The organism is Candidatus Pantoea gossypiicola, assembly GCF_008632075.1.
Lineage (GTDB): Bacteria > Pseudomonadota > Gammaproteobacteria > Enterobacterales > Enterobacteriaceae > Pantoea > Pantoea gossypiicola.
Genome location: NZ_VWVM01000007.1, coordinates 69,905 through 87,183 on the forward strand (window position 1 = coordinate 69,905; position 17,279 = coordinate 87,183).

Sequence of the window (17,279 nt, forward strand, 5' to 3'; positions counted from 1 at the left end):
CTGCTCCTTAGCGCGGTGCCTGCCAGATACGTTGCTGATAGTCACGAATGGAACGGTCCGAACTGAACATGCCGGTTCGGGCCGTATTGAGGATGGCGGCGCGGGTCCAGCCTTCGGGGTCACGCCATAGCGCTTCCACCCGTTGCTGCGCCTCTATATAGGCCTGAAAGTCGGCCAGCACCAGCCAGGGATCGCCGTGTTTCGTCAGGCTCTCCAGCATCAGGTCAAAGGCGTGCTTATCCCCGTCGCTGAATTTGCCCTTCTCCAGCGATTTCAGTAATTCGTCCAGCGGCTTGTTCTGCTTACGCACCTTTTTCGGGTTGTAGCCTTTTGCTTTAAGCGCTTTCACCTCATCCACGGTGTGACCGAAGATAAAGATGTTCTCCTCGCCCACCTGTTCGGCAATCTCGACGTTGGCACCATCCAGCGTGCCAATCGTCAGCGCACCGTTCAGCGCCAGCTTCATGTTGCCAGTGCCGGAAGCTTCATAACCGGCGGTGGAGATCTGCTCAGAGAGATCGGCCGCCGGGATCATCTGCTCGGCCACGGTGATACGGTAGTCGGGGATAAACACCACTTTGAGTCTGTCGCCAATCCGCGGATCGTTATTCACTACCTCCGCCACTTTGTTAATGGCGTAGATGATATTTTTGGCGAGGTAGTAACCCGGCGCGGCCTTAGCCCCGAACAGGAATACCCGTGGCGTAAAGGTGACATCTTCCGGGTTATTACAGAGCGTCTGATAGCAGTAGAGGATATGCAACAGGCTGAGATGCTGGCGCTTGTACTCATGCAGACGCTTGATCTGCACATCGAACAGCGCAGCCGGATTCACGATGATGCCGGTATGCCGCGCGATATACGCCGTCAGCTGCGCTTTGTTCTGCTGTTTGATGCTGCGATAGCGCTGACGAAACGCCTGATCGTCGGCATAGGCCTCCAGACCGGTCAACGCATCAAGGTTATTGGCCCACTCCGTTTTCAGCGTCTCATCAATCAGCCCGGCCAGCGCCGGATTACACTGCTTCAGCCAGCGACGCGGCGTAATGCCGTTGGTGACGTTATGGAATTTTTGCGGCCAGAGCTGGTGATATTCCGGGAAGAGATCGCTGACCACCAGACGGGAGTGCAGCGCCGCCACGCCGTTGACCGCAAAGCCACTGACGACGCAGAGATTGGCCATCCGCACCTGACCGTCAGCGACCACCGCCAGCTTGTGCCACATCGCTTTGTCATCCGGCCAGCGCTGCTTCACCCGTTTTTTCAGCCGCTGGTTAATCTCTTTGATAATCAGCATGTGGCGCGGCAGCAGACTGCGCATCAGCTTTTCATCCCAGCGCTCCAGCGCCTCCGGCATCAGCGTGTGGTTGGTGTAAGCAAATAACCGGCTGGTGATCTGCCATGCCGCATCCCAGCTCAGCTGATGCTCATCCAGCAGCACACGCAGCATCTCCGGGATAGCGATGGTCGGATGGGTATCATTGAGCTGGATGACTTCAAAATCCGGCAGGCTGTGAATACTGCGCCCCGCCAGATGGTGACGCCGCAGGATATCCGCCACCGCACAGGCGCACTGGAAATATTGCTGCATCAGGCGCAGCCGCTTGCCAGCCTGATGGTTGTCATTGGGATAAAGCACTTTGGTGAGCTTTGCCGCTTCGATGCCGGGCTGCTCCGCCTGCAGGAAATGGCCGTCGTTAAAGGCGGTGAGATCAAACGGATGCGCGCTTACTGCCTGCCACAGGCGCAGCGGCAACGTTACGCCGTTGCGGTAGCCGGTGACCGGCAAATCCCAGGCCTCGCCGCGCAGCGTAAAATCGGGATGCCAGCGTACGTCACCGTTTTCCAGCTTTTCTACCCGACCACCCATCGCGACGTCGACATCCAGCGCTGCGTTGTGACGGAACCAGGGATAGCGCTCGCGCTGCCAGTCATCGGGCGCTTCAATCTGCTTACCCTCGTCAAAAGACTGGCGGAACAGGCCGTACTGGTAATTCAGTCCGTGGCCGGTGGCGGACTGCCCTACCGTTGCCATTGAATCCATGTAGCAGGCGGCCAGTCGTCCCAGCCCGCCGTTGCCAAGCGCCGGATCGACCTCCTGCTCCAGCAGTTCGGTTAAATCGAGCTGCTGCTCAGCCAGCGCCGCTTTAACCTCGTCATACCAGCCGAGATTCAGCAGATTGTTGCCGGTCAGACGGCCAATCAGAAACTCCATCGACAGATAATTAACGTGGCGCTGCTGCACAGCCGGACGCGGAGCCGGTTGCGCGGCCAGCAGTTCTGCCAGCGCCGCGCTCACCGCCTGCCACGCCTGGTGTGGGGTCATCTGTTGTGCAGAGAGGAGACTTAACTGCTGCCACTGGCGGGTAAATGCGGCGTTAAAACGGGCTTTATTAAATTTTTGCTGCGGCATATCACTCCCTTCTGTTACGCAATGAGGTGAAGCAAAAATAGAAAGCGCACGGGCTGGTAACCGGGTACCAGCAACCGTTAAGTAAAGACGGGAGTGAGGAAAAAAGCGACAGCAATCAAAGAAAAACGCCAGCCGGGCGGCTGACGTGGCAGGAATCAGCAGAGTTCGAGGTGAACCTCATGCTGCTCAATCACTTTCATGACGCTGGCGGGCGGCATTTTGTCGGTGTAGAGATAGTCCAGCAGACTCATGTTGCCAAGGTTAACCATGGCGTTCCGACCAAACTTTGAGTGATCCACCACCAGCATCACGCAGCGTGAATTTTCAATGATGGCGCGTTTGGTGCGGACTTCGTGATAGTCGAACTCCAGCAGCGATCCATCCATATCGATGCCGCTGATCCCCAGGATGCCGTAATCAAGCCGGAACTGGGAAATGAAGTCGAGCGTCGCTTCACCCATCACCGCGCCATCGCGGGTCCGTACTTCACCGCCTGCAATAATCACCCGGAAATCGGGTTTGCCCATCAACAGCATCGCCACGTTGAGATTGTTGGTCACCACACGTAAATCGCTGTGGTTGAGCAGCGCGTGCGCCACCGCTTCCGGCGTGGTGCCGATGTCGATAAACAGCGTAGCCCCATCCGGGATCTGGCTGGCAACACGCTGAGCAATCCGCGCTTTTTCCGCTGACCACATCATTTTACGATCGTGCCAGGCGGTATTCTCTGAGCTGGAAGGAAGCGCCGCGCCGCCGTGGTGACGCTGAATTTTATTCTGATCGGCCAGATCGTTGAGATCGCGACGAATGGTTTGCGGGCTGACCTCAAAGTGATCCACCAGCTCCTCAGTACTGACATATCCCTGACGACGGACTAAATCGATAATCGCATCATGACGTTGCGTCTGCTTCACGTTCCTCTCCTGTTAACCCGCTTATATCCTGTCTAACGACGCGTGACGTTACGCGTATCCACCAGCGCCATTGCCAGCCCGACGACCAGACCGGCGACGTGCGCCGCGTTAGCAATCGCCAGACCAAAGACGCCGAACCAGCCAATCACCAGCCAGACCAGCGCAAAACCGATCAACCCCCTTTCAAGATAGACGCCGCTGTCAGGATCGCGCTCGCCGCGCAGCCAGCAGTAACCCATCAGCGCATAAACCACGCCCGACAGACCGCCAAACCAGATACCGCTGAACTTCGCCTGCAGCCAGCCGCTGAGCAGCGCTGAAATCAGCATAATCACGAACAGTTTGCCACTGCCAAGGCGCTTTTCGACCGCGCCGCCGAGATACCACCACCACATCAGATTAAACAGGATGTGCAGCAGTGAAAAGTGCAGCAGCGCATGGCTGAACCAGCGCCAGACCTGCAAATGCTGGTCGGCATCCGGCCAGGAGAGCCAGGCCATCACGGTCTGATCACCCATCACCTGCATCAGAATAAATACGGCGATACAGAGCACCATCAGGGACAGGGTCAGCGGACCGGCACGCTCACGGATGTTCGCCCAGATATTGCTGCGCTCATAGCGCAGGCCGCTGTCGGTCTTGCCGCTATGCCAGCTGGCGGCCTGATAGCGCGGATGGTTAGGGTCGTGCAAAAACTGCTGAAGTTCGTTTTCGACCACTGAAATCTTACTTTCATCATCCAGCATGACGACGTAGTGATTTTCATGCTCAATGCGCAGCGTGATGCCCTGCGTCGCCATGTAGTCCACAAACGCCTGCGCCATGCGCGGCTGATTAAACTGGGTAATGCGCATCAGTAACTCTCCATGTGACGGGCGGCAATCTATTCACTGCCGAGGGCAACCTGCTGAGGAAAGGCAGCACGCCAGGCATCAAAGCCGCCATCAATGCTGTAGGCCGCGCTGAAACCCTGTCCCAGCAGATATTGCGCCGCGCTTTTGCTGCTGTTGCCGTGATAGCACATCACCAGCACCGGCAGGCTGTGGTCTGCGCCACTGACAAAGTCGCTGAGGTTGGTGTTGGTCAGATGCAGCGCGCCTGCCGCATGACCCAGGGCATAACTTTGCGGGTCGCGGATATCTACCAGCAATGCACCCTCAGCCAGATGCGCCTGCGCCTGCTTCACGTCAATACATTCGAACATTTCCATAAAATCTCTCATAACAGCGTCGTAATGGTGCGTAGTGTAACCCGAGAATCCACGCCGATAACCTGACAATCGTTACGGCTATCTGTTTTTTTGGTGGGCAGAATGTTAGCTATATCACGCAAAAATGTTTTTACCCGGTTAAAGACTGGCGTAAATGTTGGTTTGCGATTATGATTATGCTCGAAAACGAACATTAGAGAACTATTCCGAACATCGGAGGAGATGACGTGGAAACCAAAGACCTGATCGTGATCGGCGGCGGCATCAACGGTGCCGGCATTGCAGCAGACGCTGCAGGACGCGGACTGTCGGTGTTAATGCTGGAGGCGCGGGATCTGGCTTGCGCGACCTCCTCTGCCAGTTCAAAACTCATTCACGGCGGCCTGCGCTACCTTGAACATTACGAATTCCGTCTGGTCAGTGAAGCACTGGCTGAGCGCGAAGTTCTGCTGAAAATGGCTCCCCATCTGGCATTCCCGATGCGCTTCCGTCTGCCGCACCGGCCGCACCTGCGTCCGGCGTGGATGATCCGCACCGGCCTGTTTATGTATGACCATCTCGGTAAGCGTACCAGCCTGCCAGGCAGTAAAAGTCTGCGGTTTGGCGCGGATTCGGCCCTGAAGCCGGAGATTACGCGCGGATTCGAATATTCTGACTGCTGGGTTGATGATGCCCGTATGGTAGTACTGAACGCGCAGGAAGTGGTGAAGCGTGGCGGTGAAGTCCGTACCCGCACCCGCGTAACCCGTGCCTGGCGTGAAGGTGGCTTGTGGAAGGTTGAAGCGGAAGATGTCGATACCGGAAAAACCTTTACCTGGCAGGCGAAAGGCCTGGTCAATGCCGCAGGCCCATGGGTTAAGCAGCTGTTTGATGACAGCCTGAAGCTGAAATCGCCTTACGGTATCCGCCTGATTAAAGGCAGCCACATTGTGGTGCCGCGCGTTCATACCGAGAAGCAGGCTTATATTCTGCAGAACGAAGATAACCGTATCGTGTTTGTTATCCCATGGATGGATGAGTTCTCTATCATCGGCACCACCGATGTGGAGTACAAAGGCGATCCGAAAAACGTCAATATCGACGATAACGAGACCGAATATCTGCTGAAAGTGTTCAACGGACACTTTAAAAAGCAGCTGACCGCTGACGATATCGTCTGGTCTTATTCCGGTGTCCGTCCGCTGTGTGATGATGAATCCGATTCACCGCAGGCGATCACCCGTGATTATACGCTGGACGTGCGCGACGATAATGGTCAGGCACCGCTGCTTTCCGTTTTTGGCGGTAAGCTGACCACCTATCGTAAGCTGGCTGAACATGCGCTGGAAAAACTGGTGAAGTACTACCCGAACGCGGGTCCGGCCTGGACCAAAAACTGCGTGTTACCGGGCGGCAATATCTCCGGCACCCGTGAGGATTATGCAGCCAGTCTGCGTCGTCGTTATCCATTCATCAGCGAAAATATGGCGCGCCACTTCTCGCGCACCTACGGCAGCAGCACGGAAACTCTGCTGGCTGGCGCGAAAAGTCTGGATGACCTGGGTGAGAACTTCGGACACGAGTTCTACGAAGCGGAACTGCGTTACCTGGTACAGCATGAGTGGGTGCGTGAACTGGATGATGCTATCTGGCGTCGTACCAAACAGGGTATGTGGCTGACCAAAGAGCAGCAGGCTCGCGTTGCTGAGTGGCTGGCAGCGAAAGCGAAACCGGTCCTGTCGCTGGCCTCCTGAGAGAACAGTTAAACCGCAAAAAGCAGGCTTCGGCCTGCTTTTTTTTTGGCGGTTTGCCAGATAGATAGTTGGGCTCAATTCAATGCTTACAGCCAGGGTAAATGCTAGATTAAAATTGAACATTGATCACACTTTTTTTTGATAATCAGTCACGACCAGCAATATTCACCCTTGTAACTTTTACTTCATTCATCACCGTCTAAAATTAACGCTTCGCTTATCTCTCCTTCTCTATCGTTACCTTAAATCTAACGTTCAGCTTTTTTGCTTAATTGAACGATGCATTAAGAAAGCTCAGACTTCTCTCAGCATAAACGAAGCAACAGCGATTCTAATCAGGAGGTTGAAATGAACACAGGCCAAACGCCTGCCCGGGAGTGGAACACACGCCGCAGTGAAAAAGCGCGTCGTATAGCTTCCTTTCCCCTTGATGGCAAAGTCATTCCTTCAGAAAGAGCAACCGAAGCCCTGGAAACACTTATTGCACCAGGCGACCGCGTGGTACTTGAAGGGAACAACCAGAAACAGGCTGACTTCCTGTCCCGCACCCTGGCAGCGGTGAACCCGGCGAAGATCCACGACCTGCATATGATTATGCCAAGCGTCGGCCGCAGTGAGCATCTCGATATTTTTGAAAAAGGCATAGCCCGCAAACTCGACTTCTCTTTTTCCGGTCCGCAAAGTCTGCGCATGTCTCAGCTGTTACAGGATGGTCAGCTGGAAATCGGTGCTATCCACACCTATATCGAACTCTATTCCCGTCTCTATGTTGACCTCAGCCCGAATGTGGCGCTGATTGCCGGATACAAAGCCGACCGCAAAGGCAATCTCTATACCGGCCCGAGTACCGAAGATACCCCGGCACTGGTGGAAGCCGCCGCGTTTCGTGACGGTATCGTGATAGCCCAGGTCAATGAACTGGTCGATGACGAAACCGACCTGCCGCGCGTCGATATTCCTGGCTCATGGATCGACTACATTGTCGTTGCTGACAAACCGTTCTTTATCGAACCGCTGTTTACCCGCGATCCTCGCCTGATTAAACAGGAACATATCCTGATGGCGATGATGGCGATTAAAGGCATCTACGCCGAACACCAGGTGCAGTCGCTGAACCACGGGATCGGATTCAACACCGCCGCAATTGAATTGCTGCTGCCAACCTATGGCGAGCAGCTCGGCCTGAAAGGCAAAATCTGTAAACACTGGACGCTGAACCCGCATCCGACGCTGATCCCGGCGATTGAGAGCGGCTGGGTCGAGAGTGTGCACTGCTTCGGCGGTGAGCTGGGAATGGAAGAATATATCCGCGCCCGTCCCGACATCTTCTTTACCGGCAGCGACGGCTCAATGCGCTCAAACCGCGCCTTCTGTCAGCTGGCTGGCCAGTACGCGGTCGATATGTTTATCGGTGCCACCCTGCAGGTTGATGGGCTGGCCAACTCCTCTACCGTGACGCGTGGTCGCCTTTCCGGTTTCGGCGGCGCACCTAACATGGGCCACGATCCCCATGGCCGTCGTCACGCAACGCCCGCCTGGCTGAACATGATCACCGAGCCAGACCCGATGCAGCGCGGTAAAAAACTGGTGGTGCAGATGGTCGAGACCTTCCAGGCAGGCGCGAAACCGACCTTCGTTGAAACCCTTGATGCGGTTGAGGTCGCCAAAACCTCCGGTATGCCGCTGGCACCGGTCATGATTTACGGCGATGACGTGACCCATGTGCTGACCGAGGAAGGCATCGCCTATCTCTATCGCGCAGAAAGTCTTGAAGAGCGTCGCGCTATGGTTGCGGCTGTTGCGGGCATTACCGACATCGGTCTGGGTGTGGATGCGGCACGCGTCGCAGCCCTGCGTAAAAGCGGCAAAGTGGTCTACCCGGAAGATATGGGTATCCGCCGCTCTGACGCCACCCGTTCACTGCTGGCAGCGGGCAGCGTCGCTGACCTGGTTGAATGGTCAGATGGCCTGTACAACCCACCTGCTAAATTCCGGAGCTGGTAAATGAAACTCCTGTCACAGACTCAAGCCGAGGCGCAGTCCAGCCAGCTGGCGACAATGGCGCGCGATTGTCTGATCGATGAAGCACGCCTGAGCCCTAAGCCGGGTCTGGTCGACAGTCGGGGAAACGGCGCGCATCAGGATCTGACGCTGGCGCTGATGGAGCGTTCCGCTCATAGCCTGATGCCCGCCTTTCTGGCGCTGGCCCGTCACAGCTGGCTGCGTCCCGCTGATATCGCCCTGCGCGAAACGGTAGGCCGCCTGGGCCGCGACGGTGAGCAGCAGATGATGGCGGCAACCGGCGGCGTTAACACCCATCGTGGCGCGATCTGGGCGCTGGGATTGCTGGTGAGTGCCGCGGCCATGCATGGCGGCACTGCCAGTGCCGACCAGCTGACCCGCACCGCCGCCGCACTGGCCAGCCTGCCCGACCGGGCAGCGCCAAAGCTGTTCAGCAAAGGGTTAAAAGCGACGCACCGCTATCAGGTGCCCGGCGCACGCGAAGAGGCACAACAGGCGTTTCCTCACGTAATGAAGCTGGCGCTACCGCAGCTGCTGGCCAGCCGGGCGGTGGGTGCCAGTGAGAACGAAGCCCGCCTGGATGCGCTGATGGCGATCATGACCTCGCTGAGCGATACCTGTGTGCTGTCACGTGCGGGTATGACCGGGCTGGACGCCATGCAGCAGGGCGCACGCGCCGTGCTGCTGGCGGGTGGCTGCCGCACAGCCGCAGGTCAGTTGGCGCTGTCGCAGCTCGACCGGCGCATGCTGGCGCTCAATGCGTCACCTGGCGGGGCCGCCGATTTGCTGGCCGCGACGCTGTTCATTGATCGGGTCTGCTCGCCTGAACATTCTTATTTTTAGAGGCCATTATGGAACACATCACATTATCTTTACCTGCTAACCGCCTGCTCAATGGCAGAGCGCTGGCCGGGGTCGTTGGTTCCGGTGATATGGAAGTGCTGTACACCGCAACTGAAGGCCAGACACTGAACATCGACATCACCACCTCACTGGATAACAGCGACGCTCGCTGGAAGGCGCTGTTTGACCGCCTGAACTTAATAAACGGCCTGCCCGCCGGAAAGCTGATTATTCACGATTTCGGCGCGACACCCGGCGTAGCGCGTATCCGTATTGAACAGGTTTTTGAAGAGGTGAGCCATGCGTAACGATGCCAGTTTTATTGAATTACGGGCCCGTGAACGCGCCCATGCGCTGCTGGATGCAGGCAGCTATCGCGAACTGCTTGATCCCTTTGAAGGCATTATGTCGCCATGGCTGGCCCCGCAGGGCGTGGTTCCTCAGTCCGATGATGGCATGGTCGTGGCACGCGGCACGCTGAATGGTCAGCCTGCCGTGGTGGTTGCCATCGAAGGCACCTTCCAGGGCGGCAGCATGGGCGAAGTCTCCGGGGCGAAAATGGCGGCAGCGCTGGAGCTGGCGGCGGAAGACAACCGCAACGGCATTCCGACTCAGGCGGTGCTCTGCCTGGAGACCGGTGGCGTGCGCTTACAGGAAGCGAATCTTGGCCTGGCGGCGATTGCGGATATTCACGCAGCGATTGTTGATCTGCGTCGCTACACCCCGGTTATCGGCATCATCAGCGGCACCGTTGGCTGCTTCGGCGGAATGTCTATCGCTGCCGCGCTGTGCAGCTACCTGATTGTCACGCGCGAAGCCCGTCTGGGGCTGAACGGTCCGCAGGTGATCGAGCAGGAAGCAGGCATTGAAGAGTATGACTCACGCGATCGCCCCTTTATCTGGAGCATGACCGGCGGCGAAATCCGCTACGCCAGTGGCCTGGTTGATGCGCTGGTGAATGACGGCATCAACGCGGTAAAAACCGCCATGAATGAGTTCATTGCCAGAGGCGTTCCGGCTCAGAACCGCAGCGATAACTATGCCGATTTCCTGTCACGTCTGTCGCAGTTCGATACCCGCCAGCAGGCGGATACCGCGCAGATTAAACAGCTTTTCGCCCGGGAGGAGAAATAATGACTCAGACAAGCAGCCGCGGTGCAACCTGGCTGGAAAAACTCGCACCCAATGCACAGCGTCTTAGCGGCCTGTGTGCCTCTGTTCAGGTGGCTGACGGCCAGCTCAATGGCGAAAACGTCCGCTTTATTGCCGTCGTGCCCGATCCACAAAACCACTATCCGCGCGCCGCGCAGGGTGAAGTCGGTCTGCTGGAAGGCTGGACGCTGGCGAAAGTGGTGAATGAAACGCGGGAAGCAGACAAAAACAGTGCTGTGAAACGCCCGATTGTGGCGGTGATCGATGTGCCAAGCCAGGCCTATGGCCGCCGCGAAGAGGCATTCGGTATTCATCAGGCGCTGGCGGGTGCGGCGGGTGCCTATGCGAATGCACGTCTTGATGGTCATCCGGTGATTGGCCTGATTGTCGGTAAAGCGATGTCCGGTGCGTTCCTGGCCCACGGCTATCAGGCTAACCGACTGATTGCGCTTAACGATCAGGGTGTGCTGGTGCATGCCATGGGCAAAGCATCGGCGGCGCGTATTACGCTGCGTTCCGTGGAAGCGCTGGAAAAACTGGCTGCGACCATTCCACCGATGGCTTACGACGTGAATAACTTCGCCACGCTGGGCCTGCTCTCCGATCTGCTGAACGTGGGCAATCCTGATGCGCCGTCTGACGCCGATGTGGCGATGGTCGAGATTGCGCTGCACAAGGCGATCAGCGACGCACGCCAGGATCCGAGCCTGAAAAGCCGCCTGGGTGCATCCAATCGTCATAGCTCCTCCCTGGTTCGCGAACGTATGCGCGCGACCTGGTAATTAAATAAAAAATAAACCTGCCGAAACCGGTCTGACGGGGCGCATCGTTCATTGCGCCCCGGAGCAGTGGCCGTGTTCAGAATTATAAACATCGCTGTTTTTTAAAGAATTTTTCTTAAATACAGGTGATTTATGATTTATATAATTGTTCATGCCCTTGCTCCGATCTTTGTCATTATGCTGCTGGGTTTCTGGGCCGGTAAGGCCGGAATGGTCAACAACAAAGATGTCTCTCTGCTCAATATCTTCGTGATGGATTTTGCACTGCCCGCCGCGCTGTTCAGCGCGACGGTTCAGACACCGTGGGCCGGGATTGTGGCGCAGTCGCCCCTGATTGTGGTCCTGACCGGGGCGATGTGGATCACCTATGCGGCGATCTATTTCCTGGCCACCGGTGTATTTAAAAAGACGCCACAGGATGCAGCGGTACTAACGCTGACCGTCGCCTTACCCAATTACGCGGCGCTGGGTCTGCCGATTCTGGGCAGCGTACTGGGCGAAGGGTCAACCACCTCGCTCTCAGTGGCCGTCTCTATCGCCTGCGGCTCAGTGCTGATGACGCCCTTCTGCCTGCTGATTCTGGAACGGGAAAAAGCGCGCAGTGCGGGTGAAAATGTAGGCTCGACGCTGACCATGCTGCCGGTTCTCATGTGGCGCTCCGTTAAAAAACCGATCGTCTGGGGTCCGCTACTGGGTGTGGTGCTGTCAGCACTGGGCGTTAAAATGCCGGAGCTGGTGCTGGCCGCGATTAAACCGCTGGGCCTGGCGGCTACCGCCGCTGCGCTGTTCCTGACGGGTGTCATTCTTTCTGCACGTCAGCTGAAACTCAACGCCGTCGTCGGCGTCGGTACTGTGGCTAAGCTGCTGATTCAGCCTTTTATCGCCTGGGGTCTGGTACTGGCGCTGGGGCTTAACGGTTCAGTGGCCATCACCGCTATCCTGATGATTGCGCTGTCGGCCGGTTTCTTCGGCGTGGTGTTCGGCAACCGCTTTGGCGTGCAGTCGCCCGATGCTGAAGCCGTGCTGCTGTTAAGCTCAATTCTGTGTATTTTATCGTTACCGCTGTTCATCACGCTGACATCAGGAATGTAATATGAGTGCGCCGCGCCCCCACGATCTGCTCTGGCTGCGTCACAGCGACGCGTTAGCCGCGATTAAAGAGAACTGGGTCAGTCAGTACTGGCACCCCGATCTGCCGGTGGTGGTACGGCGCGACCACCGTGAATCTGGTCTGATTCCGGTGGGTGTGCGCGGTGAACGACGTGAGCAGCGCGCCGCCGGCTGGATTAATCCAGCCGATATTGTCCGGATGGTGACGCCAGAGAGTCTGACAGAACGGCCATGGCTGCTGGATTCACCCTTTACCGCTTATGCGCCGGTTCGCGCGGCGATTGCGCTCAGCGAGTCTCTCTGGCCCTGGCATTGGGGCATTACCGGCAGCACCGGTTATGCGCTGGCGACGCAACGGCCCATGCTGCACGCTGCCAGCGATCTTGATTTGGTGATCCGCGCCCCGCAGCCGCTGCCGCGCGATGTGCTGCAACAGTGGCAGACGCAGACCGACTCGCTGGACTGCCGGGTAGATACCCAGGTGGAAACGCCGTCTGGCGCATTTGCGCTGAACGAGTGGCTGCGTGAGGGTCGCGTGCTGTTAAAAACCGATACCGGACCGATACTGACCGCTTCACCCTGGAGCAGGGAAAATTAATGAAAATACTCTTTACCTTTCCCGGCCAGGGCACCCAGCGTGCCGGGATGCTGCAGCATCTGCCCGACGGCGACGCGGTGTTAAACAGCGTGCGAGCGGTACTGGGCGACGAGACAGACCGGCTCGACAGCACTGATGCGCTGCGCCACACCCGCGCCGTGCAGCTCTGTTTGCTGATTGCCGGCGTCGCCTGGGCGCGCGAGCTGATCCGCCGTGGGGTGAAACCGGACATCGTCAGTGGTCTGTCAATTGGTGCGTTTCCCGCTGCGGTGATCGCCGGTGCGCTCGATTTCAGCGATGCCCTGCGGCTGGTTGCGTTGCGCGGCGATCTGATGGAGCAGGCTTATCCGCACGGATATGGCCTGACCGCCATCACCGGCTTAACGCTGAATCGTCTGGAAAAGCTGCTGGCTGGCAGCAATACCTACATCGCCAACCTGAATACGGAAACGCAGATTGTGATCGCCGGTCGTGACGAGGATATGGCTGTCGTGGCGCAGAAAGCGCTGGATGCCGGTGCCAGCAAAGCGATCAAACTCGCGGTGAGCGTGCCATCGCACTGCGCGCTGCTGGACAAGCCCGCCGCCGAACTGGCGCACGCGTTTGAGTCAGTCAGCCTTTCGCGGCCCGATTGCGCTTATCTCAGTGGCTCAACTGGCCGGGTGATTTGGGAACCGGAGAAGATTGCTGACGATCTCGCCTTTAATATGGCGCGCACGGTGCAGTGGAGTGATGCGATGGTTTCCGCTAATCAGCGCGATGCCCGACTGGCGATCGAGATGCCGCCGGGCAATGTGCTGACCGGCCTGACATTGCAGGCGGGCTGGCAGGGAGAAGCGATCTGCATGGAGCGCAACAGCGTCGAGGTGGCGCTGCATCTGGCTAAACGGCTCAGTCAGTAAGGCTGCGGGCATACATCCGCCCTTCTGCCGCCAGGGCCAGCAGGTCATTATCGCGTTCGCGACGATGTGAGTAGACAATCGAGATCTGCTGACGCATCTGATAAGGATCAGCGAGCGGCAGCAACTGAATGTTGTTTTCATACACCTTCTTCATTCGTCCCGGAATCAGCGCCAGGCCAATGCCCGCCTGCACCAGGCTTATCATTGAGAAGATGTCATTCACCTGAGTGACCATGCGCGGTTCAAATCCGGCTATCTGAAACGCCTCCTGCGAACCGGTATAGGTGGCAAATCCCTCAGCCAGTGAAACAAAATCGCGGTCGGCAAAATCACGCAGATCCACCGGGCCGATTTCCTCCCGCATCTCCCCGGCTGGCGCAGCCAGAAAGATAGTGTCTTCAAACAGCGGAATCACATCAAAATGCGCATCGCTGAGTTCGCCCTCATCGGTGGCGATCAGAATCGCATCCAGCGCGTCATCTTCCAGCATGTTCAGCAGCATCTGATTGGATCCCATGGTCAGATCAAGCTCCAGCGTGGGCCGACGCAGTTTCATGCCCATGATCAGTCGGGGAATGGTTTCAAGCGTCAGCGAGTAGAGCGTGCCGAGCCGCAGACGACCTACACCGATGCCCGCCACCTTGCGTGCCTCTTCAATACCTTTCCCCATCAGGGTGGTCACGTCGCGACAATAGTCCAGCAGTGTCCAGGCGGCAGGCAACGGCACCAGATTACGGCCTTTGTGAATAAACAGCGGGCAGTCAATACCCTCTTCCAGCGTGTGCAGCGCACGATGCACACTGACACTGCTCAGCGCCAGCGCTTCCGCCGTACGGGCGATATTTCCTTTGCTCATAAACATCATAAAGACGCTGAGCTTGCGGAAGGTAATTTCCTGATTGATGTTGTCACTCATGGGCTGCGGTTGCCTGTCGGGTCGTTTTGCTTTTCCGCATAGTAGCGATTCTCAGCCAAAGTGTAATGATCTGGTTCGCTCTATGGGCAGATACAGGCACAGAGGTCATAAGAGGCTGAACCTTCTGAAAAAGCAACGGGATGGCGGGAGTGTCAGGCGAAAAGATGAGAAGGCGGCCGGTTACCCGGCCGCAAAGAACGTCAGAAAGGCATACTGTCCGGCACTACAGCCTTATGGGTGTAATGTTCCAGATCTCATCGGCGTACTCCTGGATGGTACGGTCCGACGAGAAGTAGCCCATGCCCGCGATATTTTTCGCCGCACGGCGCTGCCACTCATCCGGTTTACGGTAGAGCGCATCCACTTTATCCTGGGTATCCACATAGCTGCGATAATCCGCCAGTAACTGGTAGTGATCGCCGAAGTTAACCAGAGAGTCGAACAGATTGCGGTAGCGACCCGGATCCTGCGGACTGAATACGCCAGAGGCAATCTGAGTCAGCACCTGATGCAGCTCTTCATCCCCTTCGTAATAGTCACGCGGGTTGTAGCCGCCCTGACGCAGCGCTTCGACCTGCGGCGTGGTATTACCAAAGATAAAGATATTTTCTTCCCCGACGTGATCCAGCATCTCAACGTTAGCGCCATCCAGCGTACCGATCGTCAACGCGCCGTTCAGCGCAAACTTCATGTTACTGGTGCCGGACGCTTCCGTCCCTGCGGTCGAGATCTGCTCAGAGAGATCGGCCGCCGGGATAATGATCTGCGCCAGACTCACGCTGTAGTTCGGGATGAAGACCACCTTCAGTTTGTTCTTCACCTGGGGATCGTTGTTGATCACATTCGCGACATCGTTGATCAGATGAATAATATGTTTGGCAACGTAGTAGGCCGATGCGGCTTTACCGGCGAAGATATTCACGCGCGGTACCCAATCCGCCTGCGGATCGGCCTTGATACGGTTGTAACGGGTGATCACATGCAGCACGTTGAGCAACTGACGTTTGTACTCGTGAATACGCTTGATCTGGACATCAAACAGCGCATTCGGGTCGAGCACCACATCCAGATTTTTCGCTACCCAGTCGGCCAGCCGACGCTTGTTCTGGTGCTTGGCAACCGCGACTTTTTCAATAAACGCCGGATAGTCGATCTGTGCTTTCAGCTCATCCAGCTGGCTGAGATCGGTACGCCAGTTGCGGCCAATTTCCTCATCCAGCACCTCTGACAGCGCCGGGTTTGCCAGCGCCAGCCAGCGACGTGGGGTGACGCCGTTGGTTTTGTTGCAGAAGCGGCCCGGGAACAGACGGGAGAAGTCGGCAAACAGCGACTGGACCATCAGGTTAGAGTGCAGCTCTGACACGCCATTCACTTTATGACTGACGACGACGGCCAGCCAGCCCATGCGTACCCGGCGTCCATCGTTCTCGTCGATGATTGAAATGCGCGACAGCAGATCCAGGTCATCAGGATAGTGATCCTGAATCGTCTTGAGGAAGAAGTCGTTAATCTCGAAAATGATGCTGAGGTGGCGCGGCAGGATCTTACCGATCATATCGACCGGCCAGGTCTCAAGCGCTTCAGTCATCAGCGTATGGTTGGTATAAGAGAAGACCTGACAGCAGACGTCGAAGGCGCTGTCCCAGCTGAATTTATGTTCGTCGATCAGCAGGCGCATCAGTTCGGGGATCGCCAGCACCGGATGGGTATCATTCAGGTGAATGGCGATTTTGTCTGCCAGGTTGTCCCAGGTCTGGTGCATCCGCCAGTGACGATTCAGGATGTCCTGCACGGTCGCGGAGACCAGGAAATATTCCTGACGCAGACGTAGTTCACGGCCCGAATAGGTTGAGTCATCCGGGTAGAGGACGCGCGACACGTTTTCAGAGTGGTTTTTATCTTCCACCGCCGCGAAGTAGTCGCCCTGGTTGAACTTGCCGAGGTTGATTTCGTTGCTGGCCTGGGCACCCCACAGCCGCAGGGTATTGGTCGCGTCGGTGTCAAAGCCCGGAATGATCTGGTCATAGGCCATCGCCAGGATCTCTTCGGTCTCCAGCCAGCGCACTTTGCTGCCTTCGTGCTGAACGCGACCGCCAAAGCGCACTTTGTAACGGGTATTGAAACGCTGGAATTCCCACGGATTACCATATTCGAGCCAGTAATCCGGCGACTCTTTCTGCTCACCTTCCACAATGTTCTGTTTGAACATGCCGTAATCATAGCGGATGCCATAGCCACGGCCCGGCATGCCCAGCGTCGCCAGTGAATCGAGGAAACAGGCCGCCAGGCGACCCAGACCACCGTTGCCCAGCCCCGGATCGTTCTCCTCTTCCATCAGCTCGGCCAGATCCAGACCCATCTCATCCAGCGCCTGGTTGAGATCGTCATAGATCCCCATCGCCAGCAGCGCATTCCCTAATGTGCGCCCCATCAGGAACTCCATCGACAGGTAATAGACCTGGCGGACATCCTGTGAGAGTTGGGCACGGCTGGAACGCAGCCAGCGCTCCACCATCCGGTCGCGCACCGCCAGCAGCGAGGCATTGAGCCACTCGTGCTTGTTGGCGATCGAGGGATCTTTGCCGATAGTAAACATCAGTTTGTAGGCAATCGAATGCTTTAAGGCATCAACCGTCAACGTTGGTGAGGCGTAAGTGAAAGGTGCATTCATATCCAGTTTTCCC

The 17,279-nt window shown here is 57.1% G+C and carries 15 protein-coding genes; 9 read left to right on the forward strand and 6 right to left on the reverse strand.

The window, feature by feature from the left end:
* Nucleotides 1-7 precede the first annotated feature (7 nt).
* From malP to glpE, 4 genes are all read right to left on the reverse strand, one after another.
* Nucleotides 8-2,413 carry a maltodextrin phosphorylase gene (malP, locus tag F3I20_RS10950; protein WP_150011116.1) on the reverse strand — a complete coding sequence of 802 codons (2,406 nt, stop codon included), beginning with the start codon at nt 2,411-2,413 and terminating at the stop codon, nt 8-10.
* A gap of 155 nt (nt 2,414-2,568) precedes the next feature.
* Nucleotides 2,569-3,327, reverse strand: a complete 759-nt coding sequence (locus F3I20_RS10955; protein WP_013359303.1) for a DeoR/GlpR family transcriptional regulator — start codon at nt 3,325-3,327, stop codon at nt 2,569-2,571.
* Nucleotides 3,328-3,359: 32 nt separating this feature from the next.
* On the reverse strand, nt 3,360-4,181 hold the full coding sequence (glpG, locus tag F3I20_RS10960) for a rhomboid family intramembrane serine protease GlpG (protein WP_150011118.1): 822 nt from the start codon (nt 4,179-4,181) through the stop codon (nt 3,360-3,362).
* A gap of 29 nt (nt 4,182-4,210) precedes the next feature.
* Nucleotides 4,211-4,537 (reverse strand): thiosulfate sulfurtransferase GlpE, encoded by a 327-nt coding sequence (gene glpE / locus F3I20_RS10965; RefSeq protein WP_150011120.1) that lies wholly within the window; start codon nt 4,535-4,537, stop codon nt 4,211-4,213.
* 227 nt (nt 4,538-4,764) lie between these two features.
* Between glpE and glpD the strand changes: the two genes are divergently transcribed.
* The 9 genes from glpD (at nt 4,765) to mdcH (ending at nt 13,679) form a co-directional block, all read left to right on the forward strand.
* Nucleotides 4,765-6,270 (forward strand): glycerol-3-phosphate dehydrogenase, encoded by a 1,506-nt coding sequence (gene glpD / locus F3I20_RS10975; protein WP_013359306.1) that lies wholly within the window; start codon nt 4,765-4,767, stop codon nt 6,268-6,270.
* A 348-nt stretch (nt 6,271-6,618) separates the two neighbouring features.
* Nucleotides 6,619-8,274 (forward strand): malonate decarboxylase subunit alpha, encoded by a 1,656-nt coding sequence (mdcA, locus tag F3I20_RS10980; protein WP_150011124.1) that lies wholly within the window; start codon nt 6,619-6,621, stop codon nt 8,272-8,274.
* Nucleotides 8,275-9,135 carry a triphosphoribosyl-dephospho-CoA synthase gene (locus F3I20_RS10985; protein ID WP_150037543.1) on the forward strand — a complete coding sequence of 287 codons (861 nt, stop codon included), beginning with the start codon at nt 8,275-8,277 and terminating at the stop codon, nt 9,133-9,135. It begins immediately after the preceding gene.
* A gap of 8 nt (nt 9,136-9,143) precedes the next feature.
* The gene (gene mdcC, locus F3I20_RS10990) at nt 9,144-9,443 is read left to right on the forward strand and encodes a malonate decarboxylase acyl carrier protein (RefSeq protein ID WP_033784182.1); all 300 of its coding nucleotides are present in this window, start codon (nt 9,144-9,146) and stop codon (nt 9,441-9,443) included.
* Nucleotides 9,436-10,269, forward strand: coding sequence for a biotin-independent malonate decarboxylase subunit beta (locus tag F3I20_RS10995; protein WP_150037544.1), 834 nt, complete (start codon nt 9,436-9,438; stop codon nt 10,267-10,269). The genes mdcC and F3I20_RS10995 overlap by 8 nt, the downstream gene beginning before the upstream one ends.
* Nucleotides 10,269-11,069, forward strand: coding sequence for a biotin-independent malonate decarboxylase subunit gamma (gene mdcE / locus F3I20_RS11000; RefSeq protein WP_150011130.1), 801 nt, complete (start codon nt 10,269-10,271; stop codon nt 11,067-11,069). Before F3I20_RS10995 ends, mdcE begins: the two co-directional genes overlap by 1 nt.
* A gap of 132 nt (nt 11,070-11,201) precedes the next feature.
* Entirely contained in the window at nt 11,202-12,161 is a 960-nt protein-coding gene (locus F3I20_RS11005; protein WP_150011132.1) for an AEC family transporter, read from the forward strand.
* A 1-nt stretch (nt 12,162) separates the two neighbouring features.
* Entirely contained in the window at nt 12,163-12,777 is a 615-nt protein-coding gene (locus tag F3I20_RS11010) for a malonate decarboxylase holo-ACP synthase (RefSeq protein WP_150011134.1), read from the forward strand.
* Nucleotides 12,777-13,679, forward strand: coding sequence for a malonate decarboxylase subunit epsilon (gene mdcH / locus F3I20_RS11015; RefSeq protein WP_150011136.1), 903 nt, complete (start codon nt 12,777-12,779; stop codon nt 13,677-13,679). Before F3I20_RS11010 ends, mdcH begins: the two co-directional genes overlap by 1 nt.
* On the opposite strand, the gene F3I20_RS11020 is transcribed toward mdcH, so the two are convergent.
* Together F3I20_RS11020 and glgP are read right to left on the reverse strand one after the other, a co-directional pair.
* Complete coding sequence (locus F3I20_RS11020; RefSeq protein ID WP_150011138.1) at nt 13,669-14,595, reverse strand: LysR family transcriptional regulator; 927 nt, start codon at nt 14,593-14,595, stop codon at nt 13,669-13,671. The two genes, mdcH and F3I20_RS11020, sit on opposite strands and share 11 nt — an antisense overlap.
* Nucleotides 14,596-14,818: 223 nt before the next feature.
* A complete protein-coding gene (glgP, locus tag F3I20_RS11025; protein WP_150011140.1) occupies nt 14,819-17,266 on the reverse strand; it encodes a glycogen phosphorylase in 2,448 nt (815 codons plus the stop codon).
* Between the last annotated feature and the right edge of the window lie 13 nt (nt 17,267-17,279).

Coding starts and splice junctions, on each gene's coding strand:
- mdcA (WP_150011124.1), top strand. CDS start 6,619: ATGAACACAGGCCAAACGCCTGCCCGGGAGTGGAACACACGCCGCAGT.
- mdcE (WP_150011130.1), top strand. CDS start 10,269: ATGACTCAGACAAGCAGCCGCGGTGCAACCTGGCTGGAAAAACTCGCA.
- F3I20_RS11005 (WP_150011132.1), top strand. CDS start 11,202: ATGATTTATATAATTGTTCATGCCCTTGCTCCGATCTTTGTCATTATG.
- mdcH (WP_150011136.1), top strand. CDS start 12,777: ATGAAAATACTCTTTACCTTTCCCGGCCAGGGCACCCAGCGTGCCGGG.
- glpG (WP_150011118.1), bottom strand. CDS start 4,181: ATGCGCATTACCCAGTTTAATCAGCCGCGCATGGCGCAGGCGTTTGTG.
- glpE (WP_150011120.1), bottom strand. CDS start 4,537: ATGGAAATGTTCGAATGTATTGACGTGAAGCAGGCGCAGGCGCATCTG.
- malP (WP_150011116.1), bottom strand. CDS start 2,413: ATGCCGCAGCAAAAATTTAATAAAGCCCGTTTTAACGCCGCATTTACC.
- glgP (WP_150011140.1), bottom strand. CDS start 17,266: ATGAATGCACCTTTCACTTACGCCTCACCAACGTTGACGGTTGATGCC.
- F3I20_RS11010 (WP_150011134.1), top strand. CDS start 12,163: ATGAGTGCGCCGCGCCCCCACGATCTGCTCTGGCTGCGTCACAGCGAC.
- F3I20_RS10985 (WP_150037543.1), top strand. CDS start 8,275: ATGAAACTCCTGTCACAGACTCAAGCCGAGGCGCAGTCCAGCCAGCTG.
- mdcC (WP_033784182.1), top strand. CDS start 9,144: ATGGAACACATCACATTATCTTTACCTGCTAACCGCCTGCTCAATGGC.
- F3I20_RS10995 (WP_150037544.1), top strand. CDS start 9,436: ATGCGTAACGATGCCAGTTTTATTGAATTACGGGCCCGTGAACGCGCC.
- F3I20_RS11020 (WP_150011138.1), bottom strand. CDS start 14,595: ATGAGTGACAACATCAATCAGGAAATTACCTTCCGCAAGCTCAGCGTC.